The organism is Shewanella sp. MF05913, from assembly GCF_059758095.1.
In genome coordinates, this window is the sequence record NZ_JCAYNT010000019.1 from 51,652 (window position 1) to 74,122 (window position 22,471).

A 22,471-nucleotide genomic window follows, 5' to 3' on the forward strand; every position below is an offset into this window, starting at 1 on the left:
CGTTAACGTAACATGCTGAAATCGATATGATAATATCTAGTCTAACAACTGGTCTGTCTTGGCAGCCATAATGAAATCGTTTTTGTGTAAGCCTTTAATGGAATGCGACCACCAAGTGACGGTGACTTTGCCCCATTCGGTCAATATACCTGGGTGATGAAATTCCGCTTCAGCTAAATCGGCCAGTTTATTAGTAAAGGCCATAGCCAATTTAAAATTCTTAAATTTATATACCCGCTCTAGCTGCATAATGCCGTCACGCACCTCTACTCCCCAGTCTGGGATCATCCCGATAAGCTCTGCTAGCTCTGCATCGGTGACTTTAGGTGCATCTGCTTGGCATGCTTCACACTTCATCTCGGTTAATGCGCTCATTCGTACTCCTTGGCTTAATTTAGTTATGTGTTACTTGCAGCTTAATGAGCCCAATGCTCTGCTGCTCTTAATCGTTAACCCGCTTTGGCTTTTGGCTCAAATTTCGGTGCAAACATACCGAGTTGCTGAGCTTGAGTCACCATACTCATAATGTCCATACGAGCAATTTCATCTAAATAGTCAATATTTTCAATCACGTAATAAATCGGCTGCATAATATCAATTCGATAAGGTGTACGCAGCACGTCGAGTAAATCGAACGGTTTACGCTCAGGTTTATCACTTAATGCATACATGGTCTCACCGGGAGAACTTAAAATGCCACCGCCATAAATTTGTAAAGGCTCATCTTTAGCCTGCACTAGACCAAACTCAATGGTAAACCAATACAAACGCGCCAGGAACACCCGCTGCTCTTTGGTTGCGGCAAGGCCTAGCTGGCCATACATATGCGAAAAATTGGCAAATGAGGGGTTGGTCAATAATGGACAATGACCAAATATTTCATGAAAAATATCAGGCTCTTGCAGGTAATCGAACTCTTCTTTACTGCGAATAAATGTCGCCACTGGAAACTCTTTATTGGCGAGCAATTCAAAAAAGCGTCCAAACGAAATTAATGCCGGCACCGCGGCTGTTTTCCAGCCGGTGGCCGCTAAAAGGACTTTGTCGATGTCGGGTAATTGCGGGATACGATCAATCGACATCCCTAGTGCATCTAAGCCATTAAGGTATGCGGGACAAGCACGCCCAGGCATATTGGTCACTTGGCGCTGGTATAGCTGCTGCCATAATAGATCCTCATGCTCTGAGTAATCAATGTAACCCTGAGCATTGGGTTGATGGGCAATATACTTTGTTGCTGTCGTCATAGGTTCCACTTTACGTAAACTTCACTCTCTACATAGTGTGCTAACGTTGTGCTTTTGTTAACTCCCTCACAGTTTATTGTCTGGTGATAATGCAGGGGTAATTGTAAACAAATACATACAAAGACCAATAATCGTCATCATTTCTCGCTGATCATTTTATGTTTATTGAATGCAATGAATGCACAGCCGCCCCGTGATTTTTTATGGATAATATCAATAATTTTGCTGGTACTTGAACTGTGATAATTTACAATGTAGACAGAAAATGACTCATTTATTCACAGGACGATTAAACTATGGCAATTTTGGTAACCGGTGGCGCTGGCTATATTGGTACACACACAGTCGTGGAACTGCTAAATGCTGGACAGGAAGTGGTCATCGTAGACAATTTATCAAATTCAAGTGTTGAAGCATTAGCGCGGGTGCGTACCATTACCGGTAAAGATGTGACCTTTTATCAAGGCGATATTCTCAATAAAGCGTTGCTGCAAAAAGTCTTTGCCGATCACAGTATCGAATCAGTTATTCATTTCGCGGGCTTAAAAGCCGTTGGCGAATCTGTTGCAAAACCGCTTAAATATTACGAAAACAACGTTACTGGCACCATTATTTTGTGCCAAGTGATGGCGGAAAATAATGTTAAAAACCTGGTATTCAGTTCATCTGCAACTGTGTATGGCGACCCAGCAAGTTTACCGATTAAAGAAGATTTCCCTACCGGTGCCACTAACCCTTATGGCCAATCTAAACTGATGGTTGAGCATATTTTAGCGGATTTACATCACTCAGATAACACCTGGAACATCGCGCGTTTACGCTACTTTAATCCGGTTGGCGCACACGAAAGTGGCTTAATTGGTGAAGATCCAAATGATATTCCAAACAACTTAATGCCGTTTATTGCCCAGGTTGCTGTGGGTAAACGTGAACAATTAAGTGTATTTGGCGATGACTACAACACGCCTGATGGCACCGGTGTTCGCGATTATATTCATGTGGTTGATTTAGCAGTGGGTCATTTACAAGCACTTAAAAAGTTACAAACCAAACCAGGTTTAGTCACTTATAACCTCGGTACCGGCATTGGCTATAGCGTGTTAGACATGGTTAAAGCATTTGAAAAAGCCTGTGGTAAAACCATTGCGTATCAAATCAGCCCTCGCCGCCCTGGCGATATTGCTGCCTGTTATGCCGACCCAAGTTTTGCCGCGGCACAATTAGACTGGCGTGCAACCCACAGTGTGGAAGACATGGCCAGCAGCAGCTGGAAATGGCAATCAAATAACCCTGATGGGTATAAATTACCAAACGCTTAACCATTTTTTGCTGCAGCTAATACTAATATTCGCTGCAGCAAAAAATTCAAACCTATTCGAATATAAATGCCACTGATGGGTATAAATTGCCAAGTGCTTAACAATTTTTTATTGCAGCTAATGCTAATATGCACTGCAATAATGATTAAAAGTCTATTGACCGTTTATTGGAATCGAAATGACCCAAGGTATTAACCAAAGTCGCCGTAACCTCTTTAGCCGCCGCAAAACCAATGTGATCCGCCCGCCGTGGAGCAAACCTGAGCAAGCCTTTACTGATAATTGCACCCGTTGTGATAAATGCATAACCGCATGCGACACGCAAATCATTAAACGTGGTGAAGGTGGATTCCCTGAAATCGATTTCAGTAATGATGAGTGCACCTTTTGTAAGCAATGTGTAGAGGTGTGCCCAGAACCGGTATTTGATATAACAGCCCAGCAACCTTGGACGGTAATAGCCAGTATTAAAGACAGCTGCTTAACCGTTAAAGGAGTGTGGTGCCAAAGCTGTAAAGATGCCTGCGAACCGCGTGCGATTAGTTTTACCATGGCTGTTGGCCAAGTTCCAAAACCCGTAATTGATTTCAATGCCTGTACCGGTTGCGGCGCCTGCGTTTCACCTTGCCCGGCTGATGCAATTGCATTACTCACATCAGAGTAGATTACTGCTTTTTCCGAATTCAAGTTACTTAACACTATGCACAGTTTGTGGTGTTGTTAATTTGATTTTAACGTTATATTAGCCACCCCATTTAGCCTTAAGGGCAATAACATAAGAGCACTAAGATGTTTGGTCAAAAAAAGCCTGTCAATCCGTTGAGCTTTATCGCTCAAGAATGTCATTTAACTGGCAAGCTTATTTTTAGCGGTGATGTGTTAATTGCAGGCCATGTTAGTGGCGATATTCAAGCCCAAGGCAACGTGACGATAGAGCCTAGTGGTACGGTTGCAGGCGATATCTTATGCCGCGAGTTAATGATTGCAGGTCAACTGTCTGGCGAAGCACGCTGCAAAAAAATTACTTTACATGATCAAGGCGTGTTTGAAGGCGATGCATTTTGTGAAAACATTGAAATTTTAGATGGTGGCCAATTTTTAGGTTATCGTCATCGCGATCCCCTCTCAACCACAACAGTCACTCAATAATCGTTAAGCGGTTTTATTGGTGCTAAAACGCTGGCAAGTGTCATTAATGTTCAGCCAACTAACCTGCTCATTAGTATAAATATGATATGTGGGTTGCACTTTGTTTGGGTCATCAAGTGATGCTATCGATAAGGTGCAATACTGTGGATAATCCACATGTCGATAGGTCATTGTGGTACCACATTGCTGACAAAAGCCGCGGCGAATATAAGCAGACGAAGCAAACTCAGTCACCAGCCCTTGCAACCATTTCACCTGTTCAGTATTAAAATCCATCCAACTCATCACAACTGCACCAGTACTTTTTCGGCATTGGTTACAATGACAATGGTCAGCATCAAATGGCATGTCAGTCGTCTGGTAGCGTATTGCACCGCATAAACAACCGCCTTGTAACACCATAGTCATTACCTCTTCGCACATTATTGAAATGGCTGCTTTGCAGAAACACTGGCTTGTTGTTGCCATTGGCGTAACAGACTCACAAACTCTTTGGGATCACGATCGACACTGTCGATTGATAAATATAAGTGATAACCCAATTGCTCATTTAAGGTTTGGCAACGATGACCAAACATCGCTAACACGCCGCGATACCTGTCTCCATTTACCACTAGCGGCGTATATTCAACGCCTAAATACCCTTCTAGACTTTGTAAATCTTCATCTTGCGTTGCTGCGGTCATCAACAGTGGCCGCTGCTCGGTTAATAAACCGGTAGCTAAACGTGGTGAAATACAATCTAAAATCGGATTGATTTTTTTAAGTTTAACGCCAATATAAGGTAGTTCTATTAATTCCATGCTTTGATTTACACGCACATTATCAAGGCGTTGAATGTTATCCCATTCAATAAACACCTGACCGCGACGGTGAAAAAACGCCACACCTTCGGCAGTAAACTTAAAACTGACCGCTGGCTGGTACACTTTAGCCACACCTAAAATTAAGCTGACTGAACCAAGCGCAAAAAACATCATGCCCAGCGCAAACAAGCTGCCAAAACCAATAAAAACAATCAAGCTTGTTAACAGGCTAACCGCACCAAGTATGGTTAAGGTAATACCATTACGTTTTGAAAAAGGACTGATCAATAGCTCATCGGTCATTTACTTTGTCTCCTTGGGGATCGGTAGTGCAGATAACCCTTTAATCTGTAGCCAAAGCATACCGACATATTCATGAATTGAGCGCTGCGACGCTAATAATTGGTCTGCATCTAAACGCCACCAAAAGCGTTGAGAAGCAATAAAGTCAGTGGGCGCAGCCTGTGGTTGCAAACCTAATTGGGTAAAAATGGCCATTGATCGAGGCATATGGGTAGCCGAGGTCACTAACTTAAAAGGTTGCTGGCCAATCAACTGTTGTAATGCGTATGCTTCTTCAATGGTGTCTTTGGGCTGGTCAAACTTAACAATACGAGCCGGATTAACCCCTAGCTCAATTGCGGCTTTAGCCATTATGCTGGCATGCGGTGTTGGTTGTTGGCCGCCACTGTAGCCACTTACCACTAGGGTACAATCTTGTCCCAAACTCAGTTGCCTTACCCCTTCACTTAAGCGCGCTAATGCGATGGCAGATAGTTGCTGCACAGCGGTTAAGCCTGGCTTTTCAATATTACCCGAGCCTAATACCATTACCACACAGGCTTGTGTCATCACTTGATTATTGGCAGCGTAACGCGACTCTAGTGAGTCGGTTAACCAATAACTGACTTGCGATTGGCTACACAATAACAACACAGAAATTGCAAGTACGAGTGCGACTTTGCCCAACGACAACAGCGATTGACGCTGACTGCGCCACAACAACCCAGCAATTAATAGCAATAAAACGGTTAACGGAATGGGCATCACTAATTGCGACAAGACTTTTTTTAACCAAAACATCAATGATTCACTCAATCTATATTCAGTCAGTTATCCCGACTCATATTCTAATATTGGCGCTAGTGTAACTTAGTCTGCACAAAACAAAAACGGCACTATAAAGTGCCGTTAAATGTTATATCAAACTGGGTCAAACTACTTTTCGTCTTTGCCCCACAGCCACGCTGCGCCGCGAACACCCGATGATGCACCAAATTTATTTTTAACCACTTGCGTACCACATTCGCGGCCAACCACATATTTAGGCAATATTTTAGGCAACTCAGTATAAATTGCTTCGATATTTGATACGCCGCCACCAAGTACAATCATGTCAGGGTCCATCATATTAATCACATGAGCCAATGAGCGTGCTAAACGGTCGATGTAACGCTCAAATGCTGCAGTGGCTAGCGGATCGCCTTGTTGCATCATTTCAGAAATTTGAATGCCACTGGTAGCATCGCCACCCGCTTCACGAAAATCGCGTATAAAGCCGGTGCCAGAAATAAAGGTTTCAATACAATCGCGGTTACCACAAAAACACGTGGTGGTATTAAATTCATCAGCGGTCATCCAAGGTAATGGGTTATGACCCCATTCGCCGCCAATACCATTACCACCGCCATGAACTCGGCCATTAATGGCAACACCTGCACCACAGCCGGTACCAATAATCCCGCCAAATACCACCCCTTTACCTGCCGCCGCGCCATCGACCGCTTCTGATACTGCAAAGCAGTTAGCATCATTAGCCACTCGCACTTCGCGGTGTAATACTTCGCTTAAATCTTTATCTAATGGATGGCCGTTAATCCAGGTTGAGTTTGAGTTTTTCACCAAACCAGTAAACGGTGATACCACGCCCGGAATACCGACACCGACAGAGCCGGTTTGCTTTGTTGCCGTTTCAGCATCGGCTACTAAGCTGACAATGGCTTCAATGGTGCCAGGATAGTTTTTTGGCGTTGGAATGCGCTTTCTGAATATTTCTGCACCGTCATTAGCTAACGCTACAATTTCAATTTTGGTACCACCGAGATCGACGCCCATGCGCATCATAACTTGTCACTCCATTTGCTTATTAATTGGGGTTCCATATTTTGGTTTGCACAGGCCGATAACATGAGTGTTATTTACGTGCAAACCATGCTGACGATGCAGCAATAAAATACGGATTTAAAATATTTTCTTTTTGGTTATATTCAAGCGGCGTCATTGCGGGATACGCTAATACTACGCCACCTGCACTTTCTAATACTGCTTGTGCGGCTGCGGTGTCCCACTCGCTGGTTAACCCCAGTCTTGGGTACACATCAGCTTGGCCTTCGGCCACCATACAAAACTTTAATGAACTGCCGACACTGAGCATTTGGTGTTCACCAATGGTCTGTAAATACTCAGCAACATCAGGACTGACATGTGAGCGACTTCCGACCACGATAGCGGGCGATTGCAGTGCTCGATCACGAATATCTAATACTGATACTTGTCCGTTATGTTCAAGCCAGGCGCCTTGGCCAATCACCCCGCTATAGCATTTATTCAACACTGGGGCGTAAACAACACCGGCAATGGCTTTACCATTGTGAATTAGCGCAATGTTGACGGTAAACTCGCCGTTACGCTTAATGAATTCTTTAGTGCCATCAAGTGGGTCTATTAACCAATAGGTTTGCCAGGTTTGTCTTTCAGCCCAGCTAATGTCTGCGGCTTCTTCACTCATTACCGCAATATCGGCAAAGTGGCTGTTAAGCCCTGCAACAATCACATTGTGACTAGCAATATCCGCAGCAGTCACTGGGCTGTCATCTTGCTTAACTTCAATCCCTAAATCGGATTGAGCATATACCTGCATAATGGCGTCGCCAGCCTCTTTGGCAAGCACAACGATTTTTTGTAAATCTGCGGCTGTAAATGTAATGTTCGACAAATCAATTCCTTAAAAATTTATAGCGGTTCGATACCATTGATATACATTATGCCATCGTTCGCACCGTAAATTGATATATTCATTTCATCGTAGTTAATCCTAAAATGATTAACGCTTATCTAGCCACTACAGCTCATTGATAGAAGAATCTATTACAACAATCTATTACAAGAGTCTGTTACAACAATCTGATAACACTTTTTGGCTCTGCTGATACTAAGCTAAGCGCCACAAGCCTCAAAGCAAACAGTGCATCTTTGCATTCGTATTCAATGCTTTCTAAGTGAATTCTGCACATTGAAAAAGACAACTATTGCGTACTGTCAGTTAAGGTTTTACCGCTAACAATAACGGCATTGTTATTCATGGTTTCACATCCAGCGCCTGTGCTTGGCGATTGCGCACATTCATATACTCTGACGTAATCGACTAACATCGCTTGCGGAAACACCCCAGGGTCAATTCCTTTGTTATGCACATTCGCTGCCCAATCACCACCGACGGCAAGGTTTAATAACATGTGAAACCGCTGATTGAAGGGCGCATCATCTGGGGCGTTAACTAACTCGCCATTTTCATCGGCATATTGGCTATACCAACCTGAGGATTGTTGTGTAGCAAAATGAACATCATCGACATACCAACGTATTTCACCTTGTTGCCATTCAATTGCATATACATGAAAGTCATCGGCTGGATTGATGCCATTAGGTAAGTGATATTCTTGCCCTGTATAGACATTATTAGGCCATTGTTTACCGTAGTGTAAGGTGCCATGAATAGCAGAAACAGGCGCTTCACCGTTGGCAACCACCTTGAGATTTACCGCTTCCATAATATCGATTTCGCCAGAACCCGCCCAAGGACCGTATACCCAATCGGTAGGAAGCATCCAAATAGCTGGCCAAGTTCCTTGCCCTTGAGGTAACTTCGCGCGAATTTCAAAACGGCCGTATTTCCAATCGCCTTTGTTTTTTGACACCAAACGTGCAGAGGTATAATCCAGTGTTTTCGATGTGTCATTGACATCATAACTCGGGTCAGCGCCATTGACCGCAGGGCCAGAAAAACGTTCTTTAATTGCTGTGATTGTCAGTAAGCCATCGGCCACAGAAGCGTTTTCAGTTCGGGCGGTATAACATTGTGCTTCATTATTTCCACCACCATAACAATCAACTGCAAAACTCCATTTATCAGCATTGACGTCATGCCCCTCAAACTCATCTTGCCATACCATTTTCCAGGCAGAAGAACCCAGACGGGTTGCACCATGAGTTTGGTTTTCTGTATCAACTGAATGACAACCCGAGAGAAAAAAGGAGGCCAACGTTAAAGCCGTTACGCCTGGTAAAATTGAATGGTTGTTAGCAAAACGCTTCATTTGTTTACTCATGATGTTCAATACTTAATATAAGTTAAGCCAGACCGTACCTGTATATTTGGGGGCTGGTCTGGCTCTCTACACAGTTTACTTTTTACATTGAACCGTGTTTTCACTTGGCTGAGTATGGATTACCACATCACTGAAACTCACATCAACTTTATCGCTGGTCGCGAGATAGAATGGCATGGTGATTTTGCCAAAGTCCATTGGCTCGCTAGCAAAACACGCCAATGACACACTAATACTCTGCCACTCACCTAACTTGCTATTCACTTGTTGAGCAATATCGACCTGTTTACGGCAATCACCTTCACACGCCATGCCTAACCAAAGTGGCTTTTGCAATGATGATGTCGTCTTAATACTTAAGGTCAACGCTGAATCGCTGTTGCTGTAGGCTCTAAAGTCGCGTGGGAAGTTACTGATTAATCCAACGATCCCCTGCTCACTACCATTAAATGACACAAATCGAGCGTCTTCTTGTACGACACGGTCCATGGTGCGAATCGTTAACGCACTGTTTTGTGCGACGCTGCTCGACAAACCTTGGCGCTCTGCGCTATTGGCAATGTACATTGACCATGGCGACTTAACTGCACGCTCAAATAAGGCAAGATCAGAAGTGGTTTGTTCAGCAGATAAATTATCTTCAGACAAATTATCTAATGTCACTGCGCTACTGATATCAGAATGATAATTAAGGCCATAACCAAATGGGATAAGCGGTTTGTATTGTGCTTTAGCTTCAGCGGAGGCACTTGCTAACGGCACATTGACGGTTGTTTGCTGCGGTGTCGCAGGCCATGAAAATGATAATTTACCACCAAAGTCATGTTTGAGCTTACCGTCTGCATCAGTGAATAACACATCTGCAATACCTTGACCTTCTGAACCAGGTAACCATGCTGCGACAAAGGCGTCCGATGCATTAAACTCGGCATTCACCCACATTGGGCGACCACTGATAAATACAGATACCACTGGAATACCTTGCGCTTTAAGCTGCTTTAGCAAGGCTAAATCGCGCTTGTCACCACGTTGATATTCAAGGTTATCAATATCGCCATTACCTTCTGCGTAAGGCTCTTCACCAAACACCACAATGGCCACATCTGGCTTTTGCTGTTCAGTAAACTCGCCATTAACACTCAGCATTGCTTGACCACCGGCCTGACTGACAGCTTGCTCAATACCTGAGTAAATTGACGTTGCGCCTGGGAAGTCGGCATTTTTATTGTCTGTACCCTGCCAGGTAATTGTCCAGCCGCCAGACTGCTTACCGATATTGTCGGCTGCATCACCCGCAACCAAAACCGTTAACTTAGGTGAAAGCGGTAATACATTTTGATTGTTTTTCAATAACACCAATGATTCACGCACCGCTTGACGAGCAACATCACGATGACTTGCCTGGCCGATAAGCTCTGTTTTGCCCGATAACGGACGGTTAGCAGGGCTTGGCTTATCAAATAAACCGGCTCTTAATTTAACCCTTAAGATACGTGATACAGCATCGTCTAATCGAGCCTGGCTAATTTCGCCACTATTAACTTGCGCCACAGTGTTTTCAAATAATGGTTTCCACGCAGCCGTCGGCACCATAAAAATATCTAAGCCCGCATTCGCCGCCTGTGCACACGACTCATTGGTACAACCTGGAATTTGTCCATGGCCATTCCAATCGCCCACCACAAAACCGTCAAAGCCCATGCGATCTTTTAATACATCGGTCAGTAAGTATTTATTGCCATGGTTTTTTTCGCCGTGCCAGCTATTAAACGAGGCCATCACACTCTGTGCGCCTGCATTTAACCCACCAACATACCCTTGGGCATGCACATCAACGAGTGTTTGCTCACTGGCGATGTTGTCGCCCTGATCAATGCCTTTTTCTGTGCCACCATCACCGATAAAATGCTTAACGGTTGACAGAACCCGTTGATCAGACAAAAAGTCGCCATTTACTGCGCCTTGTAAACCTTCAACAATCGCAAAAGCGTAATCTCTTACAATACTTGGGTCTTCTGAATACCCCTCATAACTGCGGCCCCAGCGGTCATCCTGAACAACCGCAACGGTTGGTGCAAACACCCAATCAATGCCTGTTACCATGACTTCTTTGGCCGTAATCGCCGCAATCTGCTCAATTAATTTAGGATTATTGGCCGCACCCAACCCAATATTATGTGGAAATAACGTTGCCCCAATGACATTGTTGTGGCCATGCACTGCGTCAGTTCCCCACATCGTCGGGATATTGCTACCATCAACAGAGTCATCAACAGAGGCTTGATATAAGGTTTCAGCTAAAGCTATCCAGTCCGCTGGCGTGGCGTGCTTATCGTTATTAGGGTAAGACCCGCCACCATTAAGGTATGATCCAAAACCGTACTTGCGCATATCTTCAACGGTGATGTCGCGAATTTCAGGCTGGATCATCTGCGCCACTTTTTGCTCTACCGTCATCTTGCTCACCAGGGCGGCAATTTTAGCTTCGAGCTCAACATCTTTGGCAATAGCAGGTGTCAGTGCTGGCCATAAATCAATACCAGACTTAGCGACAACTTCAGCGGGTTTAGTGTCGACAACCGCTTTTACATCTTTGCTTTGTTCAACTTGTTTTGCATCACTGCACCCGCTTAGCGATAACAATACAGCCAAACTTAGCGTGCTTAATTTTGTCGTCATGGTTGTCGATTTAAAAGCGACAATCGCGTTATTCGTGTTCATGTAATTTCCTTATCCTTGCTGCTGTGCATTAAATGTTGGACGCGTTGCATTGCAGCCCACTAAACCGTAATAACCAATGAAACCATAACAAACTAGCGGCACAATAAATGCTAACTGAATGCCTAAACTGTCGGCTAAAACACCTTGTAAAAGCGGTAGTACAGCGCCGCCGACAATCGCTAAGCATAAAATACCTGAGCCTTGACTAGTATGTTGTTTTAAATCTTGTAACGCTAAACTGAAAATGGTTGGGAACATAATTGAGTTACATAACCCCACCAGCAATAATGCCCACATCGCCACACTGCCAACATTAAACATGGCGGCGACAATCAACACGCAAGCACACAGCGCGTTAAAGGCTAACACTTTACCCGCTTTAATTTTTTGCATAACACCCGCGCCAATAAAGCGGCCAACCATAGCACCACCAAAATAATAGGCGATATAATGCGCCGCTTGTGATTCAGATAAACCACCGATATCGTCTTGGGTTAAAAAGCTAATGAGAAAACTGCCAATGCCTACTTCGGCGCCGACATACACAAAAATCCCCACTGCGCCCAATACTAAATGCGGATACTTCCACGCGCTGCCGCCAGAATCTTTTTCAGTGCTGATCACTTTTTTGCCCAGTAACGGCAACTTTAACAACATAAAAATAAGCGCTAATACGAACAACGCACCGGCTAAAATTAAGTAAGGGGTTTGTACTGCACTGGCTTGTTGCTGCACCGATAACTGGCCAATGACCTCACCCACTTCGGTAATTTTCGCGTCATGTTCAACCGTCGATAAAATTAACCAACTACCAAAGAAAGGAGCAACGGTTGTGCCCAATGAGTTAAATGCTTGAGTTAACGTTAAGCGAGAAGATGCCGTTTCAGCCGGGCCAAGAACGCTAACATAAGGGTTAGCTGATACTTGTAAAATCGTAATACCAGATGCCAGCACAAAAAAGGCGAACAAGAACATATTGTACGAGCCATAACTGGCTGACGGATAAAATAATAAACAGCCGACACAGGCAATAACCAGACCGGTAATAACCCCCTTTTGATAACCAATCTTACCCACTAATGCGCCCGCAGGAATCGACACAATAAAGTAAGCACCAAAAAAGCAAAACTGCACTAACATTGCTTGAGCATAATTAAGCTCAAACATATTTTTTAAGTAAGGAATTAAAATATCATTGAGGCAAGTTAAAAAGCCCCACATAAAAAACAACGAGGTTAACGCGACCAACGCAAAGCGAAAGTCTCCTAATTGATGAATAGAATCACCGCCAGTGAATTCTGTTTGCTGTTGTGAAGTCGCCATGACATTCCCTATGTTATAAATCGTTATATTGGGTTGTTATCAATCGATATTATTGATTGCTACCACGCGGTAGCGACAAAATATGCCCATAAATCATTACCTCAGACCCTGGCCCAGTTAATGACTTCCCCTACAGACCTATTGTGAATAATTTGCAAAATCAATTATTGACCTTTGGATAATTAATCACTAATCTCAATGTAAGCGCTTTCATTTTTAACATATCGATAACTGATGTCAACGATTTTTAGCCAAACGAATAGAATTTTTCATCCTAGAGTCAATCGACATTAACCTGTTATCACGGGTGTTACAGCGTAAAAAACTTTCAATGATAAAGACTCAAACTCAATTAATGTGAAGTGAATAATTATATGAAAATAATGTTACCAACCAACTCGAAGATGCAGTCAACAGCATTCACCTATGGTGTAGCGACAGCTTCGTTTCAAATCGAAGGTGCAGCAGAGTCACGTTTGGCCTGTATTTGGGACACTTTTTGCGCCACGCCAGGCAAAGTACGTGATGGTTCAAATGGCGAGCAAGCTTGCGAGCACGTAAAGCTGTGGCGTGAAGATATTGATTTGATTGAGTCATTAGGCGTAGACGCTTATCGTCTGTCTATTTCATGGCCACGTGTACTGCACAAAGATGGCAGTTTAAATGCTCAAGGTGTGCAGTTTTATACTGATTTGTTAAACGAGTTAAATCGTCGCGGCATTAAACCGTTTGTAACCTTATACCACTGGGATTTACCACAACACATTGAAGACAATGGCGGCTGGTTAAACCGTGAAACCGCTTACCTATTTGCAGACTATGCCGACAAAATCACTCAAGCATTTGGCGACCGAGTATATTCTTATGCGACATTCAATGAACCTTTTTGCAGTTCGTATCTAGGTTATGAAATTGGCGTACATGCACCTGGATTAGCCAAAAAATCTTATGGTCGTCAATCAGCGCATCATTTATTGTTAGCCCATGGTTTGGCCATGAAAGTATTGCAAAAAAACAGTCCAAACACTGAAAACGGCATCGTACTTAATTTTACCCCTTGTTACAGTGCCACAGAGTCTGCCGAAGATGTACAAGCAGCCAGTAAAGCCGACCAGTATTTTAATCAGTGGTACATCAAACCATTGTTTGATCGCTGCTATCCAGAGATTATTAACGATTTTGCCCCTGAGGATATGCCAATAATTGAACAAGGCGACTTTGATATTATTGCGCAGCCTATCGACTTTTTAGGCATTAACTTTTATACCCGTGCAGTCTACAAAGCAGATGCAGTAACAGGCTTTAGCCAAATTGATATGGTTGATAATCCTAAAACCGATATTGGTTGGGAGATTTACCCACAATCATTCACTGATTTATTAGTCTCATTGCATGCACTTTATCCATTACCGCCGATGTACATCACCGAGAATGGCGCCGCCATGGACGATAAATTGATTGACGGTAAGGTGGATGATCAAGACAGACTCGCTTATTATGATGCCCACTTAAATGCTGTGAATAACGCAATAGAACAAGGCGTTAATATTGTGGGTTACTTTGCCTGGAGCCTCATGGATAACTTTGAATGGGCCGAAGGTTATTTAAAACGTTTTGGCATTGTCTATGTTGATTATGACACCCAAAAGCGAACGCTTAAGTCGAGCGCCTATGCCTATAAAGACTTATTAGCTAACAGAAAATAACCACCGACTGTTTAAGCCGTTCCTATGAACGGCTTTATTTTATTCAGCGCATCATATTAAAAATATAACAACAATTATTGAGGCACGTATGATCAGTATTAAAGAGAAAATCGCTTACGGACTTGGGGACACAGCAAGTAACATCGTCTTCCAAACGGTGATGCTGTTTTTAACCTTTTTCTATACCGACATTTTCGGTATTTCACCTGCATTTGTCGGCACGATGTTTTTAGCCGTGCGTTTAATCGATGCGGTAACCGACCCACTCATGGGCGCACTCGCCGATAGAACCAATACCCGTTGGGGTAAATTCAGGCCTTATCTACTTTGGTTTGCCCTGCCCTTTGGCTTCATCAGTGTGCTGGCATTCACCACCCCTGATTTAACTGAAGACGGCAAAATGATTTATGCCTTTGTAACCTATACGGCATTAATGATGGTCTACACCGCGATTAACATTCCTTACTGTGCATTAGGCGGTGTATTAACCGCGGATCCTAAAGAGCGAGTATCGGTGCAGTCATACCGTTTTGTATTTGCCATGTTGGGCGGCTTACTGGTGTCAGGTTTAACTTTGCCCCTTGTCGAATTCTTGGGGGAAGGTGACCAAGCTAAAGGATATCAGCTCACCATTACCGCCATGAGCATTTTAGGCGTGGCGATGTTTTTAGTGTGTTTTTGGGGCACTAAAGAGCGTCTTCACCCACCCATCGATCAGCAATCGAGTTTTAAGAAAGACTTTGGCGACATGCTCAAAAATGATCAATGGCGCGTGCTTGCAGTTGCTTCCGTGTGTTTATTATCAGGCATGGTATTGCGCACTAGCTTGGCTATTTATTACGTTAAGTATTACCTCAACATGCCAGACTCAATCACCTTATTTATCACCTTAGGTATGGTTGGTAACATCTTTGGCTGTATTTTGGCAGAGCCTTTGGCGAAACGTTTTTGTAAGGTCAAAGCTTATATCACCTTACAACTCCTTGCTGCAGCCATGTGTATCGCGAGTTACTTTGTCCCTAGCGATCAAGTCGTGCTCGCTTTCGGCATGTTTATCGTGTGGGGCTTTACCTTCAACATGGCAACCCCATTATTGTGGGCAAAAATGGCCGACGTTGTCGATTATGGCCAATACAAAAATGGCGTGCGTATTACCGGGATGATTTATTCTTCGGTGATATTTTTCATCAAACTGGGTGTCGCCATTGGTGGTGCTGCTGCAGGTTGGTTGCTTGCCGGTTATGGCTATCAAGCCGATACAGTACAAACTGAAGCAACGCAACAAGGTATTTTAATATCATTTACGCTTTTCCCTGCCATTGGATCTATTTTGGTCGCCTTAGTGATGCGCTGGTATGTGTTAGACAATAAAAGAGTTGATGAAATCCATTTAGAATTAAATAGAGAAGTAAAATAAAAGCATGTTAGTCTTGGAGCCCTATGCTCCAAGGCTAATTTGAACTCTTTAACGTGAAATGACGATATGGCAACGATTTACGATGTATCTGTAATGGCAGGTGTTTCTCTGGCGACGGTGTCGCGAGTGATGAACAACAACACAAAAGTCAGTGACAAAACCAAACAGAAAGTATTAGATGCGATGCAAACCTTAGGCTATCGTCCCAATACGATTGCCCAGTCTTTAGCGTCTAATTGTTCCAATAGCGTTGGCGTGTTGGTATCGCAACTCGACGGTCCATTTTACGGTCCGATGATGACCGAAATTGAAACCGTGCTTCGTAGCGCCAACAAACACGTGATTATCGCCGCAGGCCATAGCGATGAAGCGCAAGAAAAAGACAGTGTTGAGTTTTTAATGAGTCGCGGCTGTGATGCACTGATTTTAGACATTGAAGCAGTGTCAGACGAATACCTCATTGAACTGAGTAAAGGTTCAACGCCCATCGTGTTTATTAACCGCTATATTGACTCCATTAAAGAGCGCTGTGTTTATCTTGAAAATGAACAAGGCGGCTTTACGGCGACCAATCATATTTTGTCACTTGGCCATAAAGACATTGCTTATATTTCAGGCCCGCTGTTTAAGCTCGACGTAAGAGATCGTTTAAAAGGTCATCAACGCGCGCTTAAGCAATACAACATTGATTTTGATGACAGTCTCTGCATTGAAAGCGATTTTAAAGAAGCCGGCGGCAGCGAGGCTATGGAACATTTGTTGTCGCTAAACAAACCCATTACCGCTGTTGTATGCGCAAACGATCAGATGGCATCTGGGGCGATATCGGTTTGCTTAGAACAGGGATTGCGTGTGCCTGAAGACATCTCATTTATCGGTTACGATAACATCCCATTCCCTCAATACATTTCGCCTAAGCTATCCACAGTCAGCAACCCTATTCACGAAATGGGTAAAATGGCCGCAAGGTGGGTATTACAAAATGTCTATAATGACAAAGAAACCGTGGTTGAAAGCTCATTCTTACCGGAGTTATTTATTCGCACCTCCACCAAAGCAATTGATTAACCTGCATCGCTAGCGTAAAAATCGCGATCACTATGATCTAAATACCTAAATACCTAAATACCAGCATTTGCTGGTTTTTTATTTTCTTGAGCATCACTTTTCACAAATTCATTTGATTATAGCCAAAAAGGTTATTCTGATGATGCTACCAATGGCTATTTATCAGATTAATCAGCACTAAAGCTGGTAACATTTCCACCAACTAAAGAAAGCGCTTACATTTACACCTAAAAAGCCGGTTGAAAAATAAAATAAATATAAACAATAAGTTAAATTGAATGCGCACTATCCCCTAGCACGATGGTTAACGAAATGTAATAATTTAAACTTGTTTTTGTTGACTAAGGTCACAATTTACACTAGTTTTATGTAAGCGCTTACATTAGCTGTTTTATATGACAACAATTTATAAATAATGATTGCAGCGCCGATGGAGAATTACAAAAAACGATTTGCGCCCAACTCGCAATATTGAAAGAAATAAATCTAGTCAATGGGGATTTCCTAGATGAAAACAAGAACATTTAACAAAACCAAGCTTGCGACCAGTTTATCGCTTGTACTTGGTATGAGCAGTATCCTACCAGCTCATGCTGCAGATGAAGTCAGCGAAGAAAATATCGAAGTCATTTCGGTTACTGGTATTCGTGGCAGTTTAATTAAATCAATGGATGTGAAGCGTTCTTCAAGCGGCGTTGTAGATTCTATTTCTGCTGAAGATATTGGTAAATTTCCAGACACTAACCTAGCAGAGTCGCTACAACGTATTACCGGTGTATCGATTGACCGCTCTAACGGCGAAGGCAGTAAAGTGTCTGTGCGTGGTTTTGGCCCAGACTACAACTTGATCACCCTCAATGGTCGTCAAATGCCAGTCACTACTGGTACTCGCTCATTTGACTTTGCTAACATCGCATCTGAAAGTATCAGCGGTGTAGAAGTCCATAAAACCAGCCAAGCATCAGATTCTACCGGTGGTATCGGCTCAACTATCAATATTTTGACTCATAAGCCATTGAACTCGCCAGGTCTTAAAGCGACTGTTGGCGTTAAAGCCGTTGATGACAAATCAACTGATAACGGTTCAGTGACACCTGAGGTATCTGGCTTATATTCAAATACCTTTGCCGATGACACCTTTGGTATTTCATTGTCTGCAAGCTACCAAGATCGTGAAAGCGGTAACCAACAAGCACAAGTCGGTACCGGCTGGCGCACATTCCCAGGTACCGCAACTAATGCCAGTGAATGGGGCGGCGTAGCCAACGACAACACCCAGGTTAACCGTCCTGGTGATGATGATTTCTATTCAGTGCCACAAACTACTGTGTATCGTTTTGAAGAACAGCAACGTACTCGTACAAACGGCCAGCTAGTTCTGCAATACAGTCCAATCGACACCGTTACCGCGACTTTAGATTACACCTATATGCGCAACGATATCGACACTCAATCAAATGACGTATCAGCATGGTTTAACTTTGTTCCATCTGAAAACGTATGGTCTGATGGTCCTTATGCATCACCGCTTATTTATTCTGAAACCTACGACTCACCCGCTGACTTATCAATGGCCGCCGGCGATTATGGCGTACGTAACGAAAGTGGTTCATTAGGCTTCAACATCGAGTGGCAAGCAACAGATAACCTAAAGCTAACCTTTGATGCGCACAACTCAGTGGCTGAAAACAAACCCAACAACCTTTACGGTTCAAGCAACAATTTAAGTACAGCAGCGTTTATCCGTACTAGTGCTGCAACCGACTTTAGTGGTGATTTACCGGTACTTGCAGTGGGCGGCGGTAACGCTGTAACCGCGGCAGATATGATGGTAACCGGTTCAGTATTTACCAATTCACGTAACAAGTCTGAAATTGACCAGTATCAGTTTGACGGTGAATACTATCTTGAAGATGCGGGCAGCATTGATTTTGGTATTGCGTTAACGAACGTCAACAACCACTCTCAAACCGTTAACGTGCAACGTAACGATTGGGGTGGCGTAGGTTCTGCTGGTGATTTAGATGATGCCTGGTTCCCTGCTGATACCATTCAAGATAAATTTGATGCCAATGGCGGTGATTTCTCACTTGCTGATGGTAACTTCGATATCCTAAATACCATTTTCATGTGGGATTTTGCCTCAGTACGTGATTACGCAGCAGCAAATTATGCCTCTTCTGTTAGTGGTGATTGTGGAAATGGCTTCTGCCCGTCAACTAACTATGCTGCTGAAACAGATCGTTATACTGAAGAAGAATCGCAAGCGATTTACGTACAGTACAACTACGAAGATGAAATTTCTGGTATGCCGTATGACGTGCATTTCGGACTGCGTTATGAACAAACTGATGTCACCTCAACCGCTGCAGTTGCCGGTTATGATGGTGCGGATTGGATTGCCGAAACAGAGATTGCGTTATCACCTACTGGTGAGCAAGTCTTTGAAACTAAAACCGGTGACTATGACTATGTACTGCCAAGCTTTAACTTCAATATTGAAGTGGTAGAAGATGTCATGCTCCGCGCTGCATACAGTGAAACCATTGGTCGTCCTAGCTACACAGACATTCAGGGCGGTACTGTATTAGCCACACTGGCTAACCGAACTAATGGTGGTGGTTCAGCGGGTAACCCAACATTATTGCCGCTAGAATCTGAAAACATCGACTTCTCGGCAGAGTGGTATTACGCGCCATCAAGCTACGTCTCTGTGGGATATTTCCGTAAAGACACACAAAACTTTATCAGTGTTGATCCAGTTGCAACCACTAATGGTATTTACAACCCAGCATCGGGCGATTTATACAAAGCGGCTGTTGCTGCAACTGGCACAACGGAAGCGGGTGCAGTACGTGATTATATTTTCGCAAACTTTGCTGATAATGCTGCAGTAGACGCAACCAACCAAATCATTAGCGGCAGTGCAGCCAACAATGATGAGCTGTTAAACTTTAATATTAACACTCCATTGAACAGTTCAGAAAACTCAGTCATTGACGGTTGGGAATTTGCAGCGCAGCACTTCTTCGGCGAAAGCGGAGTGGGCGTGATAGCAAACTACACATTAGTTAACAGCGATTTAGCGCTAGTTGGTATCAGTGATACCGCCAACGCTGTATTAGTGTATGAAAACTATGGCTTCCAGGCTCGTGTGGCTTACAACTGGCGTGACGAGTTCTTAAGTGCAACGAGTCAAGGTACTGGTTTATTCCCTCAGTACACTGAAGCTTACTCGCAAATCGATTTGTCAGTCAGTTATGACATCGAGCAAGTTGAAGGCTTAACCGTGTTTTTCGAGGGACTTAACATTACTGAAGAGTATGTTCGTGTACACGGACTGGCTGACGAGCAAGTGTTAAACCTAACAGAAACGGGCGCGCGCTATAGTATTGGTGCTCGTTACACTTTCTAAGTGATAACCCACTTGATGTTTTATCCCGTCTTACCTCAGTTTGAACGGGATACATCAAGGCTCTATTTAGGTCGTTGAGGTGCACAAAATTTGTCACCTCTTTTTATTGCAAGATATTGAGTAACAAGGACGTTACTATTTTTATTTGGGATTTGCTCGTTTTTATATTGAAATTAGCACCCTGCCCAATTAAAACAAATAATTGAAAAAGCTTACATTTTACAAAATTCTACTTATGATGTTTCTGATGCGAATAAAACATCATAGAATCGTTAAAATAACAATAACGCCCAAAGCGTAGGTAGAGATAATGCAAAAACCAATCACCCAAATAGTCATTATTGGTGGCGGCACTGCCGGTTGGATCACCGCAGGATTACTGGCGGCTGAGCATAATGTCGACAAGGGCGTATTGGCTAACTCTCCTAAGCTCAACATCACCTTAATTGAATCGCCCGATGTAGCCACCATTGGTGTAGGTGAAGGTACCTGGCCTTCAATGCGCTCAACCTTGAGCAAGATAGGCATTGATGAAAATGACTTTATTCGTCGTTGTGATGCCAGTTTTAAACAAGGCTCTCGTTTTATCAATTGGCGCACAGATACCGCCACCGCACAATCGACACAATCAAACAGTTATTTGCATCCTTTTAGCCTGCCACATGGTCTCCAAGAACTCGATTTATGCCCATTTTGGTTACCTCACTCAGAACAAGTGAGCTTTGCGCAGGCCGTCAGTAGCCAGGAAGTATTATCACAGCTCGGTTTAGCGCCAAAAACCATCTCATCAGCGCAATATCATTTTCAAAATAATTACGGTTATCATCTCAATGCGGGCAAATTCAGCCAACTGTTAAGCGAACATTGCACCCAAAAGCTGGGTGTAAAACATATTCGCGATCATGTCTGCCTGATCAAAAATAATGACCAAGGCGATATTGATAAACTGATAACAAAAGAGCATGGTGAAATTAGTGGCCAATTATTTATCGACTGTACTGGTGTTAAATCATTGCTATTGGGCGAGCATTTACAAGTCCCGTTTTTATGCCAAAAATCAGTGTTATTTAATGACAGCGCCTTAGCGATGCAAGTGCCTTATGAAGACCCTGCAACCGCGATTGCATCTTGTACTCACTCAACCGCGCAGCCAAACGGTTGGATTTGGGATATTGGTTTACCTACCCGTAAAGGGGTCGGTTATGTGTATTCATCAAGTCACAGTAATGACAACCAAGCTGAGCAAGTGCTACGTGATTACTTAACCGCCAACGGCACCAGTAATGAACTCGCCTCAAAACTTGAGCCGCGAAAGCTCAATATTAGCCCAGGTTATCATGCTAAATGTTGGCAAAACAATTGTATTGCCATTGGAATGGCAGCTGGATTTATCGAACCGTTAGAAGCCTCAGCTCTTGCGTTAATTGAATGGACTGCTTCCACAATAGCGCAGCAATTACCGCCCAATCGTCAGGTGATGGACACGATTGCAGAACGAGTCAACTTACGTTATCAGCAGCATTGGCAACAAATTATCGATTTTTTAAAACTACACTATGTTATTAGCCAGCGTGAAACTGATGCCTATTGGCGCGATCATCGTGACAGCAGTTCAATACCCGAACGTTTACAAGCACAGCTGGAATTATGGCGTTACCAGGCGCCAAGCCAACATGATATTAGCTATAAAGAGGCGCTCTTCCCAGCCGCCAGTTTTCAATATGTGCTCTATGGTATGGGCTTTCAAACTCAGTTACCAAGCCATGTAAAACCGTCTATGCAACAGCTTGCGCAACGACTGTTCACCGATAATCAACAACGCACTCAAGCATTAAGCAAAAGCTTACCGAGTAACCGAGCACTACTAGATAAAGTGGCTCAATATGGTTTCCCTAAGCTTTGATGAGATTAA

The 22,471-nt window shown here is 43.5% G+C and carries 18 protein-coding genes; 8 read left to right on the forward strand and 10 right to left on the reverse strand.

Annotated features, from left to right (window positions below):
- Nucleotides 1–36: 36 nt before the first annotated feature.
- A complete protein-coding gene (locus AC19MV_RS18345) occupies nt 37–375 on the reverse strand; it encodes a 4a-hydroxytetrahydrobiopterin dehydratase (RefSeq protein ID WP_123776978.1) in 339 nt (112 codons plus the stop codon).
- A 74-nt stretch (nt 376–449) separates the two neighbouring features.
- Complete coding sequence (gene phhA, locus AC19MV_RS18350; protein WP_498309351.1) at nt 450–1,247, reverse strand: phenylalanine 4-monooxygenase; 798 nt, start codon at nt 1,245–1,247, stop codon at nt 450–452.
- A gap of 296 nt (nt 1,248–1,543) precedes the next feature.
- Here phhA and galE point away from each other — a divergent pair, with 296 nt between their 5' ends.
- The 3 genes from galE (at nt 1,544) to AC19MV_RS18365 (ending at nt 3,715) form a co-directional block, all read left to right on the forward strand.
- Entirely contained in the window at nt 1,544–2,566 is a 1,023-nt protein-coding gene (gene galE, locus AC19MV_RS18355; protein ID WP_498309352.1) for a UDP-glucose 4-epimerase GalE, read from the forward strand.
- 178 nt (nt 2,567–2,744) lie between these two features.
- The gene (gene napF / locus AC19MV_RS18360; protein WP_498309354.1) at nt 2,745–3,230 is read left to right on the forward strand and encodes a ferredoxin-type protein NapF; all 486 of its coding nucleotides are present in this window, start codon (nt 2,745–2,747) and stop codon (nt 3,228–3,230) included.
- A 125-nt stretch (nt 3,231–3,355) separates the two neighbouring features.
- Entirely contained in the window at nt 3,356–3,715 is a 360-nt protein-coding gene (locus AC19MV_RS18365) for a bactofilin family protein (RefSeq protein WP_498309356.1), read from the forward strand.
- Nucleotides 3,716–3,718: 3 nt separating this feature from the next.
- Here the strand turns inward: AC19MV_RS18365 and AC19MV_RS18370 are convergent, their stop codons facing one another.
- From AC19MV_RS18370 to AC19MV_RS18405, 8 genes are all read right to left on the reverse strand, one after another.
- A complete protein-coding gene (locus AC19MV_RS18370) occupies nt 3,719–4,117 on the reverse strand; it encodes a GFA family protein (protein WP_498309408.1) in 399 nt (132 codons plus the stop codon).
- Nucleotides 4,118–4,137: 20 nt separating this feature from the next.
- Complete coding sequence (locus AC19MV_RS18375; RefSeq protein ID WP_498309358.1) at nt 4,138–4,824, reverse strand: DUF2982 domain-containing protein; 687 nt, start codon at nt 4,822–4,824, stop codon at nt 4,138–4,140.
- Nucleotides 4,825–5,604 (reverse strand): YdcF family protein, encoded by a 780-nt coding sequence (locus AC19MV_RS18380; protein WP_498309359.1) that lies wholly within the window; start codon nt 5,602–5,604, stop codon nt 4,825–4,827.
- 135 nt (nt 5,605–5,739) lie between these two features.
- Entirely contained in the window at nt 5,740–6,645 is a 906-nt protein-coding gene (gene mak / locus AC19MV_RS18385) for a fructokinase (protein ID WP_498309361.1), read from the reverse strand.
- Nucleotides 6,646–6,715: 70 nt separating this feature from the next.
- Nucleotides 6,716–7,516 (reverse strand): 3'(2'),5'-bisphosphate nucleotidase CysQ, encoded by an 801-nt coding sequence (gene cysQ / locus AC19MV_RS18390; protein ID WP_432401392.1) that lies wholly within the window; start codon nt 7,514–7,516, stop codon nt 6,716–6,718.
- Between the two features lie 310 nt (nt 7,517–7,826).
- Complete coding sequence (locus AC19MV_RS18395) at nt 7,827–8,909, reverse strand: glycoside hydrolase family 16 protein (RefSeq protein ID WP_498309362.1); 1,083 nt, start codon at nt 8,907–8,909, stop codon at nt 7,827–7,829.
- A gap of 75 nt (nt 8,910–8,984) precedes the next feature.
- Entirely contained in the window at nt 8,985–11,630 is a 2,646-nt protein-coding gene (locus tag AC19MV_RS18400; RefSeq protein ID WP_498309364.1) for a glycoside hydrolase family 3 protein, read from the reverse strand.
- A gap of 9 nt (nt 11,631–11,639) precedes the next feature.
- On the reverse strand, nt 11,640–12,953 hold the full coding sequence (locus tag AC19MV_RS18405; protein ID WP_498309366.1) for a sugar MFS transporter: 1,314 nt from the start codon (nt 12,951–12,953) through the stop codon (nt 11,640–11,642).
- A gap of 374 nt (nt 12,954–13,327) precedes the next feature.
- Here AC19MV_RS18405 and AC19MV_RS18410 point away from each other — a divergent pair, with 374 nt between their 5' ends.
- The 5 genes from AC19MV_RS18410 (at nt 13,328) to AC19MV_RS18430 (ending at nt 22,462) form a co-directional block, all read left to right on the forward strand.
- Complete coding sequence (locus AC19MV_RS18410; protein WP_498309368.1) at nt 13,328–14,659, forward strand: GH1 family beta-glucosidase; 1,332 nt, start codon at nt 13,328–13,330, stop codon at nt 14,657–14,659.
- An 88-nt stretch (nt 14,660–14,747) separates the two neighbouring features.
- Nucleotides 14,748–16,076 (forward strand): glycoside-pentoside-hexuronide (GPH):cation symporter, encoded by a 1,329-nt coding sequence (locus AC19MV_RS18415; RefSeq protein ID WP_498309370.1) that lies wholly within the window; start codon nt 14,748–14,750, stop codon nt 16,074–16,076.
- A gap of 66 nt (nt 16,077–16,142) precedes the next feature.
- Nucleotides 16,143–17,144: a LacI family DNA-binding transcriptional regulator gene (locus tag AC19MV_RS18420; protein WP_498309372.1), complete on the forward strand. Its 1,002-nt coding sequence runs from the start codon at nt 16,143–16,145 to the stop codon at nt 17,142–17,144.
- Between the two features lie 508 nt (nt 17,145–17,652).
- A complete protein-coding gene (locus AC19MV_RS18425) occupies nt 17,653–20,559 on the forward strand; it encodes a TonB-dependent receptor (RefSeq protein WP_498309374.1) in 2,907 nt (968 codons plus the stop codon).
- A 310-nt stretch (nt 20,560–20,869) separates the two neighbouring features.
- Nucleotides 20,870–22,462 (forward strand): tryptophan halogenase family protein, encoded by a 1,593-nt coding sequence (locus AC19MV_RS18430; RefSeq protein WP_498309376.1) that lies wholly within the window; start codon nt 20,870–20,872, stop codon nt 22,460–22,462.
- The last annotated feature ends 9 nt before the right edge of the window (nt 22,463–22,471 follow it).